Below are 18,107 nucleotides of genomic sequence, written 5' to 3' on the forward strand. Positions count from 1 at the left end.
CCTCGGGCCTCACAAGGATGTGAAACTGTTCTGCAACACGGCCGCGAAAATTTATGGAAGCTTAACGAAATCGGTATGAATCGGTATAGTCACGTCATACATCCGCCATGCGGAGGGCGGGACCGTCCAGCGGCGCGGAACGGGAACCGGCCACAACCGGTGCGGGTGAAGCATGAAAATCCTCGGGAACAAAAGAACCGTCCTGCCGGTCGCCATCGTCGCGACACTGGCCTTCGGGCAGCAGCCGGCAAGCGCGCAAGGGCTGTTCGACATGCTGTTCGGCGGCGGCATCCGGCATAACCCGCAAGGCGAGTTCCCGCCGCCGCCGAAACCGCGCAAGATGCGGCCGGCCGGAGAGGATGGTGGCAGCGTCAGGATCAGCGGTCCGACCTACAACACCTACAGGGCCGACAAGCTTGTGCGGGTCGATTTCAAATCGCTGCTGCCGGCACCGCAGGCCACGGCCGCTCAGGACGCCGCGTTTGTGCCGTCTGTGACGAGCAACAGCTTCCGCGATGCCGTCGCTGGCTTGAGCGACTACGAGCTGTTTGCCGAGCCGGATATCGCCAAGGCGCTGATCGCCTATTATTCGGCCAATCCGGATTTCATCTGGGTGAGCGACAATATCCCCAACAGCCGGGCGCAGGATGCAGTGCGCGTCCTGGGGGAGGCGGCGAGCTATGGCCTGACGCCGGCCGACTACTCCGTCGATGTCCCGGCAGCCGCTCATTCCGCCGCCACACCGGAAGAGCAGACCAAGGAACTGGTCCGTTTCGAGATGGCGCTGTCGGCGCGCGTGCTGCGCTATGCCCATGATGCCCAGAGCGGCCGCGTCGATCCCAACCGGATGACCGGCTATTACGATTTCCCGGCCAAGCCGCTCGATCTCGAAGGCGTGCTGAAGACGCTGGCGCATACCCAGGAGGTCCGCACCTATCTCGAATCGCGGCATCCGCAGAATGCCGAATACCAGGCGCTGCGCGTCGAACTGGAAGCGCTCGAGGCGAGCGAGGAAAACGAGATCGTCGTCGATCCCAAGCTCCTGCTCAAGCCCGGCGAGAGCAGCCCGGAACTGCCGAAATTGCTGACGCTTATTTCCCGTAATCTCGATGACGAGATGGGTGGCAGCTATGGCGAAGTGCTCGCGAGGCTCGGCAAGAGCGAGCTCTACGATCCAGAGCTGGTGCCGGTGATCAAGGCGGTGCAGCAGCGCGCCGGCATGAAGGGCGACGGCGTCATCGGCCCGCGCACGGTGGCTTCATTGGCCGGCGCCTCAAAGGCCGACAAGGTCGAGAAGGTCAAGGTCGCGCTCGAGGAACTGCGCTGGATGCCGTCTGATCTCGGCAGTCCGCGCGTCTTCATCAACCAGCCCGCCTTCACCGCCAGCTATATCGACAATGGCGAGGAGAAGCTGAAGACCCGCGCGGTCATCGGTCGGGTCACCAACCAGACCGCCTTCTTCTACAACCAGATCAAGCAGGTCGACTTCCATCCTTATTGGGGCGTGCCGCAGTCGATCATCGTCAACGAGATGCTGCCAAGACTGCGCGGCGATCCGGGCTATCTCGACCGCGCCGGCTATGAGGTGACGGATTCGCGCGGCAAGCGCATCCCATCGGCGGCGGTCGATTGGGGTGCTTATGGCGCCAACATTCCGTTCAATGTGCGGCAGCAGCCGAGCGAGGCCAATGCGCTGGGCGAGTTGAAGATCCTCTTCCCCAACAAGCATGCCATCTACATGCACGACACGCCGCAGAAGTCGTTCTTCGAGCGCGACATGCGCGCGCTCAGCCATGGCTGCGTGCGGCTGCAGGATCCGCGCGGCATGGCCGCCGCCGTGCTGGGCACCACGGTCGACGATATCGCCGAAAAGCTGAAGCACGGCCATTCGACCGAGAATGTCACGCGCGTCATTCCGGTCTATGTCGCCTATTTCACCGCATGGCCGGACATGTCCGGCAAGGTCGAGTATTTCGACGACGTCTATGGCCGCGATTCCAAGCTGATGCAGGCGCTCGACGCGACCGAAGCGGTGCGCACGCCGTCAAGCTGAGCGCTCTTACTCTCAAGCAATTTCGGACGGAAGGCTACGGCGAAGCCGCCCAGCCTGACCGCTTCACACTTTTCCTGGAATTGCTTTGATCAACGGCCGGCGCAATCCGGCGTCGCGCCCGGCGATCAGCCAATAGATCAGGCCGGCCACGAGGCCGCCGCCGGCGATGATGCCCATGTCGGCCCAGCGTTCCGGATCATCGGCGGCGCCCGGCCAGATCAGCATGAAACCGGCTGCCGCAGCTGCGGCGCCGAACAGCATATGCAGCCAGAAGCTTCGCAGCGAAAAGAACTCGGCGACCATTGCAAAGACCAGCGTCTGCATCGCCGTCAGGACGATCGTCAGAAAGTAGATGAACATGCCGAGCGGCGGCACCACCAGCGCGGCGACCGGCGTGAACGCCATAAGCTCGAAGTACCCCGGAGCATTGGGCAGCGAACTCAATATCGCGTAGATCACCACCACGGCGATCAACCCGACCAGCACCGCGACCAGATAGCCGACAAGCACCATCAGGATGCGCTTCAGGACGTAGCCGATCATTGCCATGCACCCCCGTGCCCGCAATCATGGCGGGCAGTCAGCCACCAAAGTTGTGACGATGCAAGGATGGTCCGTCGCGCTGGCTCCGCGCGGCGCCAAGGTCTTCAGGCGCCACCACATAGATGCTGGGAGTCGGGCAGGGCCCATGTGCCTTTAGCCGCGAGGTCGACGGCGTAGTAGACCATGCCGCGCAGATCGTCTTTCGGACAGTCGCGCGGGATCGCGATCAGGCACATGACGATCGGATCGCCGACCTTGGAACTCGCCAGCCCCGGTTCGCGGCCATAGGAGACCGCCGTGCCGCCGTTGGTAAATCGCGCCGCGCTGCCGGCTTCCGGGCTGGCGGTTTCCAGCGGGTCGTCGCCCAGCCTTGTCGTCAGCGCCGTGATATGGGTGAAGCCGCATTTTCCGATCGACACGGGCAGGGGCTGATCGACTGGTTTCGGCGTCCTTGCCGCAAAGTCGAGCGCCTTCTTGCCGATGAGCGCGATATTGTAGTCCTGCACCCATTGCGGCGCATTGCCGTAAGTCTGCAACGCATTGTTCTGGGCGCTGACGATGCAGGCTGCGTCCATCTTGCAGGCATTCCGGTCGGCGGCCAATCCCCTGGCGATCCTGCGTTTGTCGCCGCCGAAGGCGGGTTCGAAACCGGCATAGGCCTTGGTAACCAAAGCATCGATGGCCGACATTTGCGGGTCGGCGCAGATCGCCTTTTCGGCGGGCAACTGCGCCTTTCGGCAATCGAAGGACGGGCCGTCCGCGCGCGCCGGGATCGATGTCCCAAGCGCCGATGCGGCCACAAGCAAGGCGATTGCGCTGATGTGAAGCCGCATGTCTGTCGTCCGTCCGGCCTGTTTCGATGATCAAGTCTATGCCGAACGCAGGTCCTTCGGAATGGCGGAGGCAGGCAACAAGGCCTATTTGGGTTCACCGGTTACGGGATCGTAGGTGATTTGGACCTTGGCTTTGTCCGTCGTGTAGTAGGTGATGGTGTAGCCGTCACTATCCCATTCGACCTCCTTCACATAGCGGAAGTCGGTGCGGTGCTCGACCTTGGCGACGACCTCCGAGAGCTTCTTGGCATTTTGCGGCGGCACTGGCTGGTCGTCCGCCGCAAAGGCTTGTCCACTGATAAGCAGGAAAGCGATACCGGTTGCTGAAACAACAGTGCGCATGAGAGCCCTCAAATCTCGTCGGCGTCAGTGCCGTCAGAAACTCGCACGCAGGCGGGTTGGTTCCGCAGCGCTGCAATAACGGACTTTTGCAGCGCATGCCTCGATGAAGCCGGTTCTTGCCGGCAGGAGCCGGCCAATGTTGGCTGGCGGAGAAAACATAATAATTTCAACTGGTAAAGTCGCGCTTCGGATGTGCCTCCTGATGTAACGAACGACTAACCATGCGCCGGAGGGTGAATTCGCCATATTAGCTGTTCGTGGTAGAGCTTTCGCCAAGACCCTGATAGAATTCTGGTCATAACAGGGTGGCAACAGTGCGCCGGGCCTGCCGAGGATTTCCGTCGGCAGCCGGCGACGCGTTTCTTTGAGCGCAGGTCGCCTGTTCTGGACTGCAGTGGGACTGGGGGCTCAATCATGGCTGAACGGAACTATACCCGTCAGCTTGCGACAATCATTTCAATCGACGCCGTTGGATTCTCGAGGCTTATGGGCATCGACGACGAGTTGGCTGTTGCCGCCTTCGAGGAACGGCGCGACATCATCGCCGACAGTTGCGGCGCATTTGGCGGACGCACGTTCGGCGATGCCGGCGACAGCATCATGGCCGAATTCGGCAATCCAATCGAAGCCTTGCGGGCAGCCTTCGATTTCCAGGCCCGGGTCGTGGCGCTGAATGCCGCCGTCGCCGAGGACATGCGCATGCCTTTTCGCGCCGGGATCAACACCGGCGACGTCATCGTCCGGGAGGGCCGTCTCTATGGTGACGACGTGAATATCGCGGCCAGGCTTCAGGAATTCGCGCCGCATGACGGCGTCGCCATCTCGGCGACGACGTGGCATCACGTGAGGGACAAGACGGCGGCCGTCTTCACCGATCTCGGCGAGTTCAGCCTGAAGAACATCGCCCTGCCGGTGCGGGTCCTGATCGCCGGTCGCGGCGGCAACGGCCCTGCCGCGACGGCTTCCTTTGCTTCCATTCCCGCCACGCCCGGTCATTCCAGGCCGATCGCCAAGGGCCCCCCGGCAATCGCCGTGCTGCCGTTCCAGGGCAACGGCAGCGAACCCGATGTCGGCTACATGGCCGACGGTATCGCCGAGGACATCATCTACGGTCTTTCCAACACGCGCTGGCTTTCGGTCATCGCCAAGGGCTCGAGCTTCCAGTTTCGCGACGACAGCCTCGGCACAAGGCTCATCGGCAACGCGCTGGGCGCCCGTTACATCGTCAGCGGCACGTTGGCGCGCTCCAACAGGCAGATCCGCCTCAATACGTCGCTCACCGATACCTCGAACGGGCGCCTGGTCTGGTCGCAACGCTTCGACCGCGACCTCGTCGACATCTTCAGCCTGCGCGACCAGATCGGCAGCGAGATCGTTTCCATCCTCGACAAGGAGGTCGACCGCGCCGAACAGGCGCGCACGTTTCAGGTGCCGTGGGAAAGCCTCGAGACCTGGCAACTGGTCAGGCGCGGCCGCTGGCACATGAACAGGCGGACACGTCGCGATACCGAAATCGCGCTCGACTTCTTCGACAAGGCCTACCAGGAAGATCCGAATTCGAGCGCCGTGCTCAACGAGCTCGCATGGTGGTATTTCTGGCGGGCCTGGCTGCGCTTCGGCGACAGCGACGATCTGGAGAAAGTCGAGACGCTTGCGCGCAAGGCGCTGCTGATGGACAGCCTCGATGCGCGTCCGCATGCCTATCTCGGCGCCGCCGACATCATGCGCGGCTTGCCGGCATTGGCAGCCGAGCATCTTGCCGAAGCGATCCACATCAATCCGAGCTTCGCCTTCGCCCGCTCGGCCATGGGCAGCGCGTATCTTTTGCTTGGCGATGCGACCGGCGCGATACCGTTCTTCCTCGACACCGAGCGGTTGAGCCCGTTCGACCTCTATCGCTTCCACAATCTGGGGGAACTGGCCGCGGCCTATTGCTTCGTCGAGGACTGGCAGGCCGCGATCGCCACCGCCGAGCGCTCGCTCAACCTGTCGCCGGGCTACTTTTACGCAAGATTCCTGAAGATAGGCGCCCTGATGAGAAGCGGTCGGCGCGACGAGGCGGCGCATGAACTCGCGATTTTCATGACCAGGCACCCCGATTTTTCCGAGCAGAGGATACGCTGGATACCGTTCGTGGACCCGGCCAAGAACAATTTCCTGATCGGCAATTTCGATCGGGCCAAGTCTGCCGCATGATCGCCGGGGCCGACAACAAATGACTGTGAACGAATTCACATACGCCGGACCGATGCAAACCTAGGCCAGACAATGCCGGCATCGCATTGACGTGGATAGCCGGGGGCTTGAACGCGATGATCACTTTGAAGTACTTCGCCGCCGTCCGCGCCGCTCAGAAGAGCCAGCGTCCGCTCGCCGAAATGCCACCGTTCGACATCAACCGGCTGCGTTCCAAGAGCGGCTTTGCTTCCCGCATCGCCGGCTTTCTTCTGGGCGATCCGCGCTGGCTGCTGGCGCTGCTGCGCCGTTTCTGGCCGAATCTCGGCTTCGGCAATTTCCTGCTCGTCACCAAAGGCGCGGATGTTCGCGACATATTGGAGCGGGGCGACGAGTTCGAAACGCCTTACGGGCCGGAGATGGCCGAACTCGCCCGGGGTTCGAATTTCATTCTCGGCATGCAGGACGGCGCCGCGTACCGGCAGATGAAATCGGCGGTGCTGAGCGCGTTCCCGCCGGCGGAGGTCGAAGCCGCCGTCAGGCCGATCGCCGAGCGCCATTCGCACGATATCATGACCCGCGCCAGCCCCGGCTTCGATGCCATCGCCGGATTGATGAAGATCGTGCCGGTGCGCATCTGCCGCGATTATTTCGGCCTCGAGATCGACGACGAAACCGAGTTCGCCGACTGGTCGATCGCGCTCAGCGCGTTGTTCTTTTCCGATCCGACGGCAAGTCCCACCACGCGCCAGCTTGCCGTGGTCGGCGGCGATCGGCTGATCAAGGTCATAAACCGATCGATCGCCGCGGTCAGGGAGAGAGCGGGCAAAGACGACCGGCCGCTTGCCCGCCTCGTCGCGCTGATGGACCAAGGGCGCCTGTCGTTGCCCGACATTCATTCCATCATGCTCGGCATGGTCGCAGGCTTTGTGCCGACGAACGTGCTTGCCGGCAGCAATTGCCTGGATGTGATCCTGTCGCGATCCGATGCGCGGCAGGCCGTGGATGAGGCCATCGCGGCCGGCGACACCGGCAAGCTCGACCGGGCGATCATGGAAGCCATGCGGTTCAAGCCGATCTGGATCGGGCCCTGGCGCTATACCAGGCGTGACGCGGTCATCGGCAAGGGCACGCGCCGCGAGCGCCTGGTCAAGGCCGGAACGGTGGTCATGCCGGCGACGCTTTCAGCGATGTTCGATCCGGAGATCGTGCAGCGGCCGAACGAGTTCGACACGTCGCGCCCGCATCGCGACTACATGGTTTTCGGTTACGGCATCCATCTGTGCATCGGCGCCGAGATCGCCCGCATCCAGATCGGCGAATGCATCCGCGCGCTGTTCGGCAAACCGAAGCTCGCCCGCGCGCGGGGCAGGGCCGGCAAGATGGTCAATGTCGGCGCCTACCCGGCAAGCCTCAAGGTCGATTTCGAGCGCCCGCCGCTTTGCCGCACCGCCGACCAGTCGATGGTGACGGTTGTCTGCCCGATCACCCGCGCCATGCCGCTCGATGCGGTGCGCGACAAGGTCGCCGACCTCGGCAATCCCGCGATCGGCGAGATCAGCGCCGCACTCGACAAGGTCGCCACCATACATTTCACCAGCCTGGCCGTCGCGCCTACCGGCAGGGACGAAAAAAACGGGACCGAGACCGGCGCGCTGGTGTTCGAGATCTCCGGCGACGGCAGCACCGACGACGTCATTGCCGCTATTGCGCAATCGATCGGGCATCGGCTGCGGCCGATCTTCAGGGATGTCTGCGGCCTGCCGGACGGCGGCTCGCTGGAGGACTTCCTGAAGAAGAACCACATAGAAATTTCGCCGTCCTTCGGCAGCGCCGCGGGGCTGGTTTTTTCCGGCACGCCGGGACATTCCGTGCGGCGGATCCTGGCCGAGGCCAAGCTCGCCGACAGCGTGCGCGAGATCGCCGAAAAGCCGTGCGCGGGCGCCGGCAACGCGATGGATGTGCTGGCCGAAGCGCGCCGGCATGTCCGTTGCCTCGGGCAATTCGGCTGGGCGTTCGAGCCCGCCGAAAGCCTGCTGGAAAGGCCGCCCGGCCACTGGTCGCGTGCGCTGACGACGACGCTGCTGACGCCGGCGATGTTCGCCACGGTCGCGATTGTCGTTCTCGCCTTTTGGCGCATGACTTATGTGCTCGTGTTCGGGAACCCGCATGGCGTCACTATTGCCAACATCGCGATCGCCGGCGCCGCGCTTCTGCTTACGGTACTCGGTCTGCTGGCTATTCTGGCTCTGTTCGTGGGCCTTTGCTTCCTGGCGTTGCGGCGGCTCGAAGACAAGGACCGGCCGGCGAACACGCCGGTCGATATCGGCGCGCTGGAAAGGATCCTCGCCAATGAGGACCACTGCGCGCAGAACAACCTGACGGCGATCTCGACGATGAAGCCGGGGATCTTGCGGCGGCTGGCGCTAAGGCTCGCCTTCTACCTGATCTCGATATCGGCGCAGAAAGTGTTCAGGCCGGGCTTCCTCGCCACCATCAACACCATTCATTTCGCCCGCTGGGTGCTGCTGCCCGGCACCGACAGGCTGGTGTTCTTCTCCAATTACGGTGGCAGCTGGGAAAGTTATCTGGAGGATTTCATCGCCAAGGCCTCGGCCGGCCTGACCGGCGTGTGGAGCAACACCGAAGGCTATCCGCGCACGCGCTGGCTGTTCCTGGACGGCGCGCGCGACGGCGATCGTTTCAAGCGCTGGGCGCGGCGCCAGCAGGTGCCGACGCTGTTCTGGTACAGCGCCTATCCGCATCTCAACACACCGCGCATCCGCATCAACTCCAGGATCAGGCGCGGCATCGCATCCGCCACCGGAAACGAGGCGCGCGACTGGCTGAGCTTGTTCGGTTCGCTGCCGCGCCCGCAAGCACAGCCGGCGGACGCGACCAGCCTGCCTGAACTGCCGTCCGCGCCGCTCGAAGAGCTGGAATCGGGTGAAATCCAATCCATCTTCTTCGGACCGTTCGGCGCGCTCGGCCATGCGCACATGCTTGCGATCCAGGTGCCGGAAGGATTGCCGGCAACGAAGCGCAAGGCGTGGCTCGACTTCGTGACCGAAAAAACCAGCTTCGGCGACGGCGTACCTGCCGGCCGCGCCATGACCGTGGCGTTCGGCCCCAACGGACTGCGCCGGCTGGGGCTCGAGGGCGGCGTCGACGACGAGCCGTTGGACACGTTTCCTGTCGCCTTTCGGCAAGGCATGGGAACGCCCGAGCGCAGCCGCATCCTCAACGACACGGGTCCCGACGCCCCCGACAAATGGCAGTGGGGGTCGCCCGCCAATCCCGTCGACGTCGTCATCGTCTGCTATGCCGGGACGCCGGCCGCGTTGAAGGCGGAGATCGCGGCCATGAAGCGACAGACGACAGGCGCGGGGATGGCCGTGGCCGCCGAACTGCCGCTTATGGTGCGGCGCGACGGCAAACGGGCCGTCGAGCATTTCGGCTTCGTCGACGGCATCTCGCAACCGATCGTTCGGGGCACGTCGCGCGCCGCCAAGGGAGCCGCGCCGATGCATTTGCTGGCACCGGGCGAGTTCCTGTTCGGCTACCGCGACGAGCACGGCTTCTACCCGGCTTCGCCGTCGGTGGACGCGGCGCTGGACCGAACCGGCATCCTGTCGCAGGTGCGGCGCAACCGTCAGATACTGGGGCAGCCGCCTCCGCCGCGCGATTTCGGCCGCAACGGCACCTTCCTCGTCCTGCGCCAGTTCGAGCAGCATGTCGAACTGTTCGACGATTATTGCAGGAAGGCCGCGACACAGGCAGCAAATGAGACTGGCGACGCCGCCATCACACCGCATTGGGTGGCGGCAAAGATGCTCGGTCGCTGGCAGGACGGAAGCTCTCTGGTGCGCAATCCGAACGGACGTCCGGGCCGCGGCATCGACAATGATTTCGCGCTCGGCGCCGAGGATCCGCAGGGGCATGCCTGTCCGCTCGGCTCCCACATACGCCGTTCCAATCCGCGCGATTCGCTCGGCGAGGACCGCGAGACGCAGATCAGAATCGGCAAGCGCCATCGCATCCTGCGCGTCGGCCGCACCTACGAGAAGAAGGACAGGGGCGGGAAGACGGAGAAGGGCCTGCTCTTCATGTGCCTCAACGCCGATATCGAACGCCAATATGAATTCATCCAGCAGACCTGGGTCTCGTCCAATTCGTTCCAGGGCCTGGTCGGCGAGACGGATCCGACGATTGGCGCGCGGGGCGGCGGCGGCCGGTTCTCGATCCCATCCTGGGAAAAGGTCACGGTGCTCAAGGATGTGCCGCAGTTCGTCACCACGAAAGGCGGCGGCTATTTCTTCATGCCGAGCCGGTCGGCGCTGCGCTATCTGATCTCGCGGCTCTGACCGGGTGCGCTGAAAGCAGTTCGGAGCAATGGCGAAGCTGCCGAGCGGACTATGGCGAAGGCGCTGAGCTCGCTACGGCGACGGCGAAGTCGCCGAGCCTGCTCAGTCGTCGTCCTGCGATTCGGCGATCTGGTTCAGCGCGGCGGCGTTGGTGATGCGCAGGCCGCCGCGCTTGATGGCGATCATCTGCCGGCTGCGCCAGTCGTTCAGCGTCTTGTTGACGGATTCGCGCGTCGCCCCGAGGAATTCGCCGAGCTCCGACTGCGAAATCGGAATCCAGCCGGCAGCGTCTGCCATCACCCCACTCAGGAACACGAGCCGCTTTGCCAGCCTGGCCTCGATACCGAAAAAGGCCTGGTCGCCCAGCTCGCCGCTGACCCAGCGCAGCCGCGTGCAAAGCAATTCGATCATCGCGCGGGCCAGGGGCGGGTTTTTCTCAATGCGGTCAAAGAGTTGTGTCCGGCTTAGAGAAACCAGCTCGCATGCCGTAAGGCAGATGGCGGTCGCCGTGCGCGGGCGCCCATCCAGGGCTCCGATCTCGCCCACGAGGCTGCGCGACAGCTCGATATTGGCCACCAGCTTTTGCCCACCGGGCGAATAGAGCGAAATCTCGACGGTGCCGCTCATCACGCCGTAGATGCGGTCGGAAGCGTCCTCCTGGACGAATAAATGCTGGCCGGCGGCATAGCGCTCAAGCTTGCAGCCGCCGAACAACAGGTCGAAGTGGCGCGGGTCGATGCGCGCCAGGCGCGGCAGGTTCCTGTCGTCCGCGCCGTTTGTAGCCATGATACGATTCCGCCTCTCGTTAGACGGAAATTGTAGGATAAGTGCGTGCTCGATCAAAGCGTCGTCTCCTTCTGTGGTGGCTGACCGAAATCGGCAGTGGCGGACAGACGTTTCATGTCACGCGTCACACGCCGAAATTGGATAAGCCGGCAAACTGTAAGGAGACCGGGCGCACTGGCGGTTGCGGGCCGATCTTGGAAACGCCATCCGCGCGCTTGGGTGGGAGGTGCCCATGCGCGCAGACGGCAAACCTGAAAATGGCTAGGTGATCGAAATTTCTCCTCGAGAACCGCATCCATATCGCAGTCCGGCAGCAGCTTCGGACGCCGTAGTCAGCTCGGGCCGTCGATGCCGCCGTTACAACATCTGAGCGCAAGCCCTGTTCGGCGTATGTGAAGGCGCTCACAGATATACGCATCGGGCGGACTGATGGTTATTTTAGAAGTGTATGGTCTTTGCTTTGCAATCGGCATGATTGCCTAGTCGGCAAAGAGATCAACCGAAGTATGGCTGGAACCTTGTCTTGACTACAGGTGACGGTCGGCGTCATGGTTCACTTTGGGGGGCAGGCCATGACAGCCGCGAAGGGATTCCTTGTAAAGGTTCGCGGCGACGGCGCGGGGCTCTCGGTCCAAGGCGGGCCGCCCCGGATTGGCGGCATCGAAGCCGAGCCGATCCTCTCTCTGCCTGCCGACGTGAGCGCCGGCACGGCCGCGGCCGGGGATCGCGGCGCCACCTGGTTTCGGTTGGCCACGGACGCCGCCGATACACATAACCCCTGGGATCATGCCCACGATCTTGTCGCCCGGAACCCGGCGCTGGCGGCCGCGGGCGCCGAGGTGCTCGCAATCGAGCCCGATATCGTGCAGCAGTGGGATTATAAGGACAGCGGCGGCGATCGCGGCATGGCGGCAAGCGCAGCTCCGGTCTGTGCATTCGACGATCAGGACCCGCAGGGCGGACAGGCGGTGGTCGCGGGGCGCGTCGCCTGGAATGCCGCGCCGGACTTCAGCCAGTTCGCGGCGGCGCGCGAGAAGGTAGGCGCCAAGCAGGCCAACATCACCATCGCCCATCTCGATACCGGTTTCGATCCACGCCATCAGACCATTCCGGCCGCGCTTCTTGCAGCGCAGCAGCGCAATTTCGTCGATGATGGGACGGGTCCGAACAACGCGGCCGATCACGCTCCGGCCGGCACGCTGACCAGCAATCGCGGCCATGGAACCGGCACGCTCAGCCTGCTTGCCGGCAACAAGCTCGACGGCTCCTCGCCGCACTGGCCAGGCTTCAACGATTTCATCGGCGGCGCGCCACTGGCGAAAATCCTGCCGGTGCGCATCGCCGACTGGGTGGTGCGGCTGACCACCGGCACCATGGTGCAAGGCATCGACTTTGCGCGCAAGCAGGGAGCGCAGGTGTTGTCGATGAGCATGGGCGGCCTCGCCTCGCAGGCGCTGGTCGACGCCGTCAATCTTGCCTACGATCACGGTGTGGTCATGGTCACGGCGGCCGGCAACAATTTCACCATCACGCCGCGCAGCATCGTCTATCCGGCACGCTACAACCGGGTGCTTGCGGCCTGCGGCGTGATGGGCGACGGGCGCGCCTATGCCGGGCTCTCGTTCGGCACCATGCAAGGCAATTACGGGCCGCCGTCGAAGATGGATACGGCGCTCGGCGCCTACACGCCGAATGTGCCCTGGGCCGAGATCGATTGTCGCAAGGTGGTCGACATGGATGGCAGCGGCACCTCCGCCGCCACCCCGCAGGTCGCGGCCGCGGCCGCTCTCTGGTTAGCCGAGCACTGGGACGTGGTGAAGAATTATCCTCAGCCCTGGATGCGTGTCGAAGCCGTACGCAAGGCGTTGTTCGCGAAAGCCCTGAAATCGACGGCCAAGATGAACGCGGCGGAGACGAAGGAGAAGATCGGGCAGGGCGTCTTGCGGGCCTTCGATGCGCTGGGCTTCCCGCCGCCGGCGGCGAACAGCCTGACCAAGCTCGCTCGAGCCACCTACACGTGGAGCTGGCTGGACCTTTTGACCGGAGGGAATTCGTTGGCGGCGCAACCGCCGGCGACGCTGCGGCAGCGGAGGATGTTTGCGCTGGAACTGACGCAGATGGCGCAAGCCACGGCGGCAATCGACCAGGCGATCGCCGACCCGGATGGCGATCCGGACGAGGTTTCGGCGGCGGCCCGCAACCGCTACCTGGAGGCGGCGCTCGACCAGGGCAACCCATCGAAGCCGTTGAAGGCCTTTCTGGAAGGATGGCTGGGCCGGCCAAGCGCCAGCGTCGCGGCTCCGGCGCCGGTCGTGGGCCCGGCACCGGCCATCAGGCGCAAGCCGCGGCCGCTGCCGCCGCCGCAACGGCGGCTGCGCATCTACGCGCTCGACCCGTCGGTCGCCAAGCGACTGGATTCGGTTTCGGTCTACCAGGCGACGCTTTCGGTGCCGTGGGACGACGAGCCTGCGACTGACAGGCCGCTGCTGCCCGGTCCGATCGGCGAATATCTCGAGGTGGTCGATGTCGACCCCGCGTCCGACCGCGTCTACGACCCGGTCGACCTCAACGACAAGGTCCTTCTGGCGCAGGACGGCCTGCCGCCTTCGGAGGGCAATCCGAAATTCCACCAGCAGATGGTCTATGCGGTGGCCATGACCACGATCGGGCATTTCGAGCGCGCTCTTGGCCGGCGGGCGTTGTGGGCGCCGCACTACGCCGAGGCTCCCGGCCGCACCGGTGACATGACTGTGAAGGCGCATTACGTGCCGCGCCTGCGCATCTATCCGCATGCGTTGCGTGCCGAGAATGCCTATTACAGCCCGGAAAAGAAGGCGCTGCTGTTCGGCTATTTCCCGGCGACCAGCAATCAGGGCGACGTCACCACGCCCGGAACGACGGTGTTCTCGTGCCTGTCCAGCGACATCGTCGCGCATGAGATGTCGCACGCATTGCTCGACGGGCTGCACCGCCGCTTCCAGGAAGCATCCAACCCGGACGTGCCGGCCTTCCATGAGGCCTTTGCCGATATCGTCGCGCTGTTCCAGCATTTCACGCTGAAGGAACTGGTCGGCTTCGAGATCGGCAAGGCGAGGGGCGAATTGTCGGCCGCCTCGCTGCTTTCCGGTATTGCCAAGCAGTTCGGCGAAGGCAGCGGCCGGGCCGGGCCGTTGCGCGAATATGGCGGCGCCGGCATGGCCGACCTCGACTACGACAAGACTTTCGAGGCGCATGACCGGGGCTCGATCCTGGTTTTCGCTGTCTACCAGGCCTTTCTTGCCATCGCCGACCGGCGGACCGACGACCTGATCCAGCTTGCCACCGGCGGGTCCGGCATCCTGCCGGCGGGCACCTTGCATCCGAGCCTGGTCGAGCGCCTCACCGACGAGGTTGCCAAGACCGCCACGCAGATGCTGACCATGTGCATCCGCGCGCTCGACTATTGCCCTTCCGTCGACATCAGCTTCGGCGAATATCTGCGCGCCCTGATCACCGCCGACCGCGACGCCTACCCTGACGATCCGCTGCACTATCGCCTGGCCTTCCTGGAATCCTTCCGCAAGTGGAAGCTGTTGCCGCGCGACGTTCGCACCATCTCGGAGGAGACGCTCGCCTGGAGCGCGCCGGAGGATCCGTCGCCGGTCTGGCTGAAGGGCCTACTCGGCAAGATCGACCTCGGCTGGAACCAGAAATTGAAGCGGGCCGATATCTTCGCGCTCAACGACAAGAACCGCTATGCGCTGTGGAAGGCGATGCACAAGGCCTTCGCCTCCGATCCGGACCTCTACAAGCAGTTCGGCCTGCTGCCCGACCTGCCGCGCTACAATGACGACGGCACGGTCATGCACCCGCCGAAGAAAGGTGAGACGACGTTCGACATCTACAGTGTGCGCCCGACGCGCCGCGTCGAGCCGGACGGCTCGTTCCGCGTCGAGGTGGTGGCGGTCATCCAGCAGCGCATTCCGGTTGCGCTGGACGGCACGGCGATGCCGCAAGGCATGGCCAAGGGCGAAGGCTTCTTCTGGTTCCGCGGCGGCGCCACGATCATCATCGATCCGCGCGAGGGTTTCGAGGAAATCCGCTACTCGATCATCAAGAACACCGGCAGCGCGGACCGGCAGAAGCGTCAGGCCGGGACGATGGCGGCCAATTATCTGTCGCCGCTGCGAGCGCTCTATTTTGGCGGCGAAGTGTCGGAGCCCTTTGCCTTGCTGCATGCCAGCGACGGAGACGACGACCATGTCTAGAAAGCCGGCGGCAAGAACTAGGCCGGCAAAAGCGGCTCCCGCGGCGACGCCGGCATCGGGCATCACCGTCAGGCATTACTGCCAGGGCATCGGCGACTGCCACTTGCTGACGTTCAAGAAGCCTGACGGTAAGCCGTTCCGCATTCTCATCGATTGCGGCATTCATGTTTCGATCAAGGGTGGCCCGGCGCTGGTCGCCGACATCGTCGCCGACCTCAAGAAGGAGACCGGCGGCAAGATCGACATCCTCGTCGTCACGCACGAACACTGGGACCATGTCTCCGGCTTCCTGACCGCGAAGGACCTCTTCAAGGATTTAGTCGTCGGCGATGTCTGGATGGCTTGGACCGAAAATCCCGCGGACGGCGAGGCCGCGGAACTCGACAAGTTCAAGGGCCAGGCGCTGGCGGCCCTGCAAGGCGTGGGCCAGAAGCTCGACGGAATGCAGGGGCTCAGTTCTTACATGGCCGGCGTGCGCGACGGCTTGCAATCCGTGCTCGGCTTCCAGTTCGGCGCCGCCGGCGAGCGGGTGCGCTCGGCCCGCGACGCAGCGGCAAAGCTGTCGCAAAAACCGTCGCCGACCTATTTCGAGCCCGGCGGACCGCCGGTGACGATCGACGCATTGCCCAACCTGCGCGTTTATGTGCTCGGCCCGCCGCGCGACAAGGCGGCGCTTCGCCTGGATGAAAAGGCGAGCGAGATGTTCCCGCTGGCCAGCGGTGGCCCGTACGCGCGGGCGCTGGCGAGCGGTCTCAAGATGAACGAGGCGGCCGATGCCGGTTACGTCGACGAGCTCAGTCCGTTCGAGCGCAATGTCGGCACGCCGCTTTCCGCGGCGCTCGCCGGCGACAAGGGCAGCGACCCGGCCATCGACATCGCCGCCTTTGTCCGCAAGCATTACTCCGGACCAGTCTCGGCCGCGGCATCCATGGAAGACCGCGACCAGTCCTGGCGGCGCATCGACGCCGACTGGATGGGGATCGCCGCCGACCTGGCCTTGCAGCTCGACCGCGGCGTCAACAACACCAGCCTGGTGCTGGCCTTCGAGTTCATCGACAGCGGCCGGGTGTTGCTGTTCCCCGGCGACGCCCAGATCGGCAACTGGCTAAGCTGGAAGGACCTGAAATGGCCGGTGGGGCAGAGCACCGTCACATCGGCCGATCTTCTGGCGCGCACCGTCTATCTCAAGGTCGCCCATCACGGCAGCCAGAACGCCACGCCGCAGAAACAGGGCTTCGATCTGCTGACGAGCTCGGACCTGTCGGCCTTCATCCCGACCAACAAGGTCGACGCGCTGAACGTGCACTGGGGCGAGATGCCCTATAACGGCATCCTGACCGCGCTCGAGACAAAGACAAAGGGCCGCGTCATCCGTGCCGATGATCCATGGCTGGCGGACAAGAATGGAAAGCCGGTCTTTGCCGCGCCGTCCGGTTCGATCCAGGCGGTGCGCAGCGCGCCGCGCGATGCCGCGCGGGGACCGGGCGGACTGTGGGTGGAAGTGGATCTGGTCTAGGACCACCGGAGCGCCGCCGCGGCAGGCGCTGATCAGTCCGGCCTCAAGGCCGATTGCGAAAAATCGAAAACCGATTTATGGAACACTCGGCTGAGTGAGGGCGGCCACTCAACACATTGCACAAGGTCGCCCCATGCCCGATGCATTCTCCCGCGTCATCGCCTTCCTTGCCGTGGTCACGGCCCTGCTGTTTGCCGGGCTGCATTTTCACCAGGGCCACATCATCGCCACGCTTTACTTCATGACCGGCGCCATTCTGGTGACCGCCGTGACGCGCATGAATGTGAGGAGAGGGCTGATTTAGGCGCCAGCGCCGTCCAGGCCAGCTGCGCACGTAGCGATGACTGTGAATTGGTGGGCTGGATCATCCAACTCATTCAGCAAGTTGATGGTGGGCGATGCAGGGATTGAACCTGCGACCCCACCCGTGTGAAGGGTGTGCTCTCCCGCTGAGCTAATCGCCCGCCTTGGGCCCGAAGGCCGAAGCGAGCCGCGATATAAGGGAGGCGGGTGCGCGAAGTCAAGGCGATGTGCCAAGCTTATCGCGCGGACCGGTTTCCGGTTTCTCAACCGTCCCGGTCCGAGTTCCGCTCAGCGTGCCGCCGCGATCAACCGCTCGGCCAGTTGCGGCGTCAGCGTGTCGAAATGCGAGATCACCAGAGTTGGCTCGAATTCGCGCACATGGCGGTCGGTGTAGCCGAAATCGACCGCGACCACAGGAATGCCGGCTGCCTTGGCGGTGTCGATGTCGGTCTGCGAATCGCCGATCATCAAGGCGTTCTCCGCATCGCCGCCGGCCAGCCTGATCGTCTCGGTGAGATGGCGCGGGTCGGGCTTGCGGAAGGCGAAGGTGTCCTGGCCGCAGATCGCGGCAAAGTAGTTTGACAGGCCAAGCGCGCCGATCAGCGTAGCGGAATTCGCTTCATATTTGTTGGTGCAGACCGCCATCAAATAGCCGGCTGCCTGGAAACGGTCGAGCGCGGCGATGACGCCCGGATAGGGGCGGGACTTGCCGGGAATGTTCAGCGTGTAATGGTCGAGGAACAGCTTCAGCAGCCGGTCGTGCTCTTCCGCCATCAGCGCCTTGTTCTGCGCGGCATGCGCGCGTTCGATCATGACGCGGCCGCCATGGCCGACGAAGCGTCGGAAGCCGGCTTCGTCGACAGCGGCGAGATCGCTTGCCGCCAGGCTGTGGTTGAGGCTGTCGAGCAGGTCCGGTGCCGTGTCGACCAGCGTTCCGTCGAGATC

Annotated in this window: 11 protein-coding genes and 1 tRNA gene; 6 read left to right on the forward strand and 6 right to left on the reverse strand. The window is 64.2% G+C overall.

Annotation, left to right across the window (positions count from 1 at the left end):
- Nucleotides 1-172 precede the first annotated feature (172 nt).
- Nucleotides 173-2,053 (forward strand): murein L,D-transpeptidase, encoded by a 1,881-nt coding sequence (locus tag FJW05_RS04180; RefSeq protein ID WP_140628093.1) that lies wholly within the window; start codon nucleotides 173-175, stop codon nucleotides 2,051-2,053.
- 63 nt (nucleotides 2,054-2,116) lie between these two features.
- On the opposite strand, the gene FJW05_RS04185 is transcribed toward FJW05_RS04180, so the two are convergent.
- The 3 genes from FJW05_RS04185 to FJW05_RS04195 all read right to left on the reverse strand — a co-directional run bounded on the left by FJW05_RS04185 (nucleotide 2,117) and on the right by FJW05_RS04195 (nucleotide 3,771).
- The gene (locus tag FJW05_RS04185) at nucleotides 2,117-2,602 is read right to left on the reverse strand and encodes a hypothetical protein (protein WP_140628096.1); all 486 of its coding nucleotides are present in this window, start codon (nucleotides 2,600-2,602) and stop codon (nucleotides 2,117-2,119) included.
- Between the two features lie 98 nt (nucleotides 2,603-2,700).
- Complete coding sequence (locus FJW05_RS04190; protein WP_246673192.1) at nucleotides 2,701-3,429, reverse strand: lysozyme inhibitor LprI family protein; 729 nt, start codon at nucleotides 3,427-3,429, stop codon at nucleotides 2,701-2,703.
- An 84-nt stretch (nucleotides 3,430-3,513) separates the two neighbouring features.
- Complete coding sequence (locus FJW05_RS04195; RefSeq protein WP_140628100.1) at nucleotides 3,514-3,771, reverse strand: PepSY domain-containing protein; 258 nt, start codon at nucleotides 3,769-3,771, stop codon at nucleotides 3,514-3,516.
- 414 nt (nucleotides 3,772-4,185) lie between these two features.
- Between FJW05_RS04195 and FJW05_RS04200 the strand changes: the two genes are divergently transcribed.
- Nucleotides 4,186-5,967: an adenylate/guanylate cyclase domain-containing protein gene (locus FJW05_RS04200; protein ID WP_140542454.1), complete on the forward strand. Its 1,782-nt coding sequence runs from the start codon at nucleotides 4,186-4,188 to the stop codon at nucleotides 5,965-5,967.
- 116 nt (nucleotides 5,968-6,083) lie between these two features.
- A complete protein-coding gene (locus FJW05_RS04205; RefSeq protein ID WP_140628103.1) occupies nucleotides 6,084-10,310 on the forward strand; it encodes a cytochrome P450 in 4,227 nt (1,408 codons plus the stop codon).
- A 102-nt stretch (nucleotides 10,311-10,412) separates the two neighbouring features.
- On the opposite strand, the gene FJW05_RS04210 is transcribed toward FJW05_RS04205, so the two are convergent.
- Nucleotides 10,413-11,096: a Crp/Fnr family transcriptional regulator gene (locus tag FJW05_RS04210; RefSeq protein WP_140628245.1), complete on the reverse strand. Its 684-nt coding sequence runs from the start codon at nucleotides 11,094-11,096 to the stop codon at nucleotides 10,413-10,415.
- A gap of 572 nt (nucleotides 11,097-11,668) precedes the next feature.
- Between FJW05_RS04210 and FJW05_RS04215 the strand changes: the two genes are divergently transcribed.
- From FJW05_RS04215 to FJW05_RS27340, 3 genes are all read left to right on the forward strand, one after another.
- On the forward strand, nucleotides 11,669-15,343 hold the full coding sequence (locus FJW05_RS04215; RefSeq protein ID WP_140628106.1) for a S8 family serine peptidase: 3,675 nt from the start codon (nucleotides 11,669-11,671) through the stop codon (nucleotides 15,341-15,343).
- On the forward strand, nucleotides 15,336-16,859 hold the full coding sequence (locus tag FJW05_RS04220; protein WP_181164839.1) for an MBL fold metallo-hydrolase: 1,524 nt from the start codon (nucleotides 15,336-15,338) through the stop codon (nucleotides 16,857-16,859). The genes FJW05_RS04215 and FJW05_RS04220 overlap by 8 nt, the downstream gene beginning before the upstream one ends.
- Nucleotides 16,860-16,992: 133 nt before the next feature.
- Nucleotides 16,993-17,163 (forward strand): hypothetical protein, encoded by a 171-nt coding sequence (locus tag FJW05_RS27340; RefSeq protein ID WP_181164840.1) that lies wholly within the window; start codon nucleotides 16,993-16,995, stop codon nucleotides 17,161-17,163.
- A gap of 85 nt (nucleotides 17,164-17,248) precedes the next feature.
- On the opposite strand, the gene FJW05_RS04225 is transcribed toward FJW05_RS27340, so the two are convergent.
- Together FJW05_RS04225 and FJW05_RS04230 are read right to left on the reverse strand one after the other, a co-directional pair.
- Nucleotides 17,249-17,323: transfer RNA gene (locus FJW05_RS04225), tRNA-Val, on the reverse strand.
- 127 nt (nucleotides 17,324-17,450) lie between these two features.
- A partial coding sequence (locus tag FJW05_RS04230; RefSeq protein ID WP_140628112.1) for a phosphoglycolate phosphatase occupies nucleotides 17,451-18,107 on the reverse strand: 657 nt, incomplete at its 5' end.

The organism is Mesorhizobium sp. B2-9-1 (genome assembly GCF_006439455.1).
Lineage (GTDB): Bacteria > Pseudomonadota > Alphaproteobacteria > Rhizobiales > Rhizobiaceae > Mesorhizobium.

Coding starts and splice junctions, on each gene's coding strand:
- FJW05_RS04215 (WP_140628106.1), top strand. CDS start 11,669: ATGACAGCCGCGAAGGGATTCCTTGTAAAGGTTCGCGGCGACGGCGCG.
- FJW05_RS04210 (WP_140628245.1), bottom strand. CDS start 11,096: ATGGCTACAAACGGCGCGGACGACAGGAACCTGCCGCGCCTGGCGCGC.
- FJW05_RS04180 (WP_140628093.1), top strand. CDS start 173: ATGAAAATCCTCGGGAACAAAAGAACCGTCCTGCCGGTCGCCATCGTC.
- FJW05_RS04220 (WP_181164839.1), top strand. CDS start 15,336: ATGTCTAGAAAGCCGGCGGCAAGAACTAGGCCGGCAAAAGCGGCTCCC.
- FJW05_RS04190 (WP_246673192.1), bottom strand. CDS start 3,429: ATGCGGCTTCACATCAGCGCAATCGCCTTGCTTGTGGCCGCATCGGCG.
- FJW05_RS04200 (WP_140542454.1), top strand. CDS start 4,186: ATGGCTGAACGGAACTATACCCGTCAGCTTGCGACAATCATTTCAATC.
- FJW05_RS04205 (WP_140628103.1), top strand. CDS start 6,084: ATGATCACTTTGAAGTACTTCGCCGCCGTCCGCGCCGCTCAGAAGAGC.
- FJW05_RS04185 (WP_140628096.1), bottom strand. CDS start 2,602: ATGGCAATGATCGGCTACGTCCTGAAGCGCATCCTGATGGTGCTTGTC.
- FJW05_RS04195 (WP_140628100.1), bottom strand. CDS start 3,771: ATGCGCACTGTTGTTTCAGCAACCGGTATCGCTTTCCTGCTTATCAGT.
- FJW05_RS27340 (WP_181164840.1), top strand. CDS start 16,993: ATGCCCGATGCATTCTCCCGCGTCATCGCCTTCCTTGCCGTGGTCACG.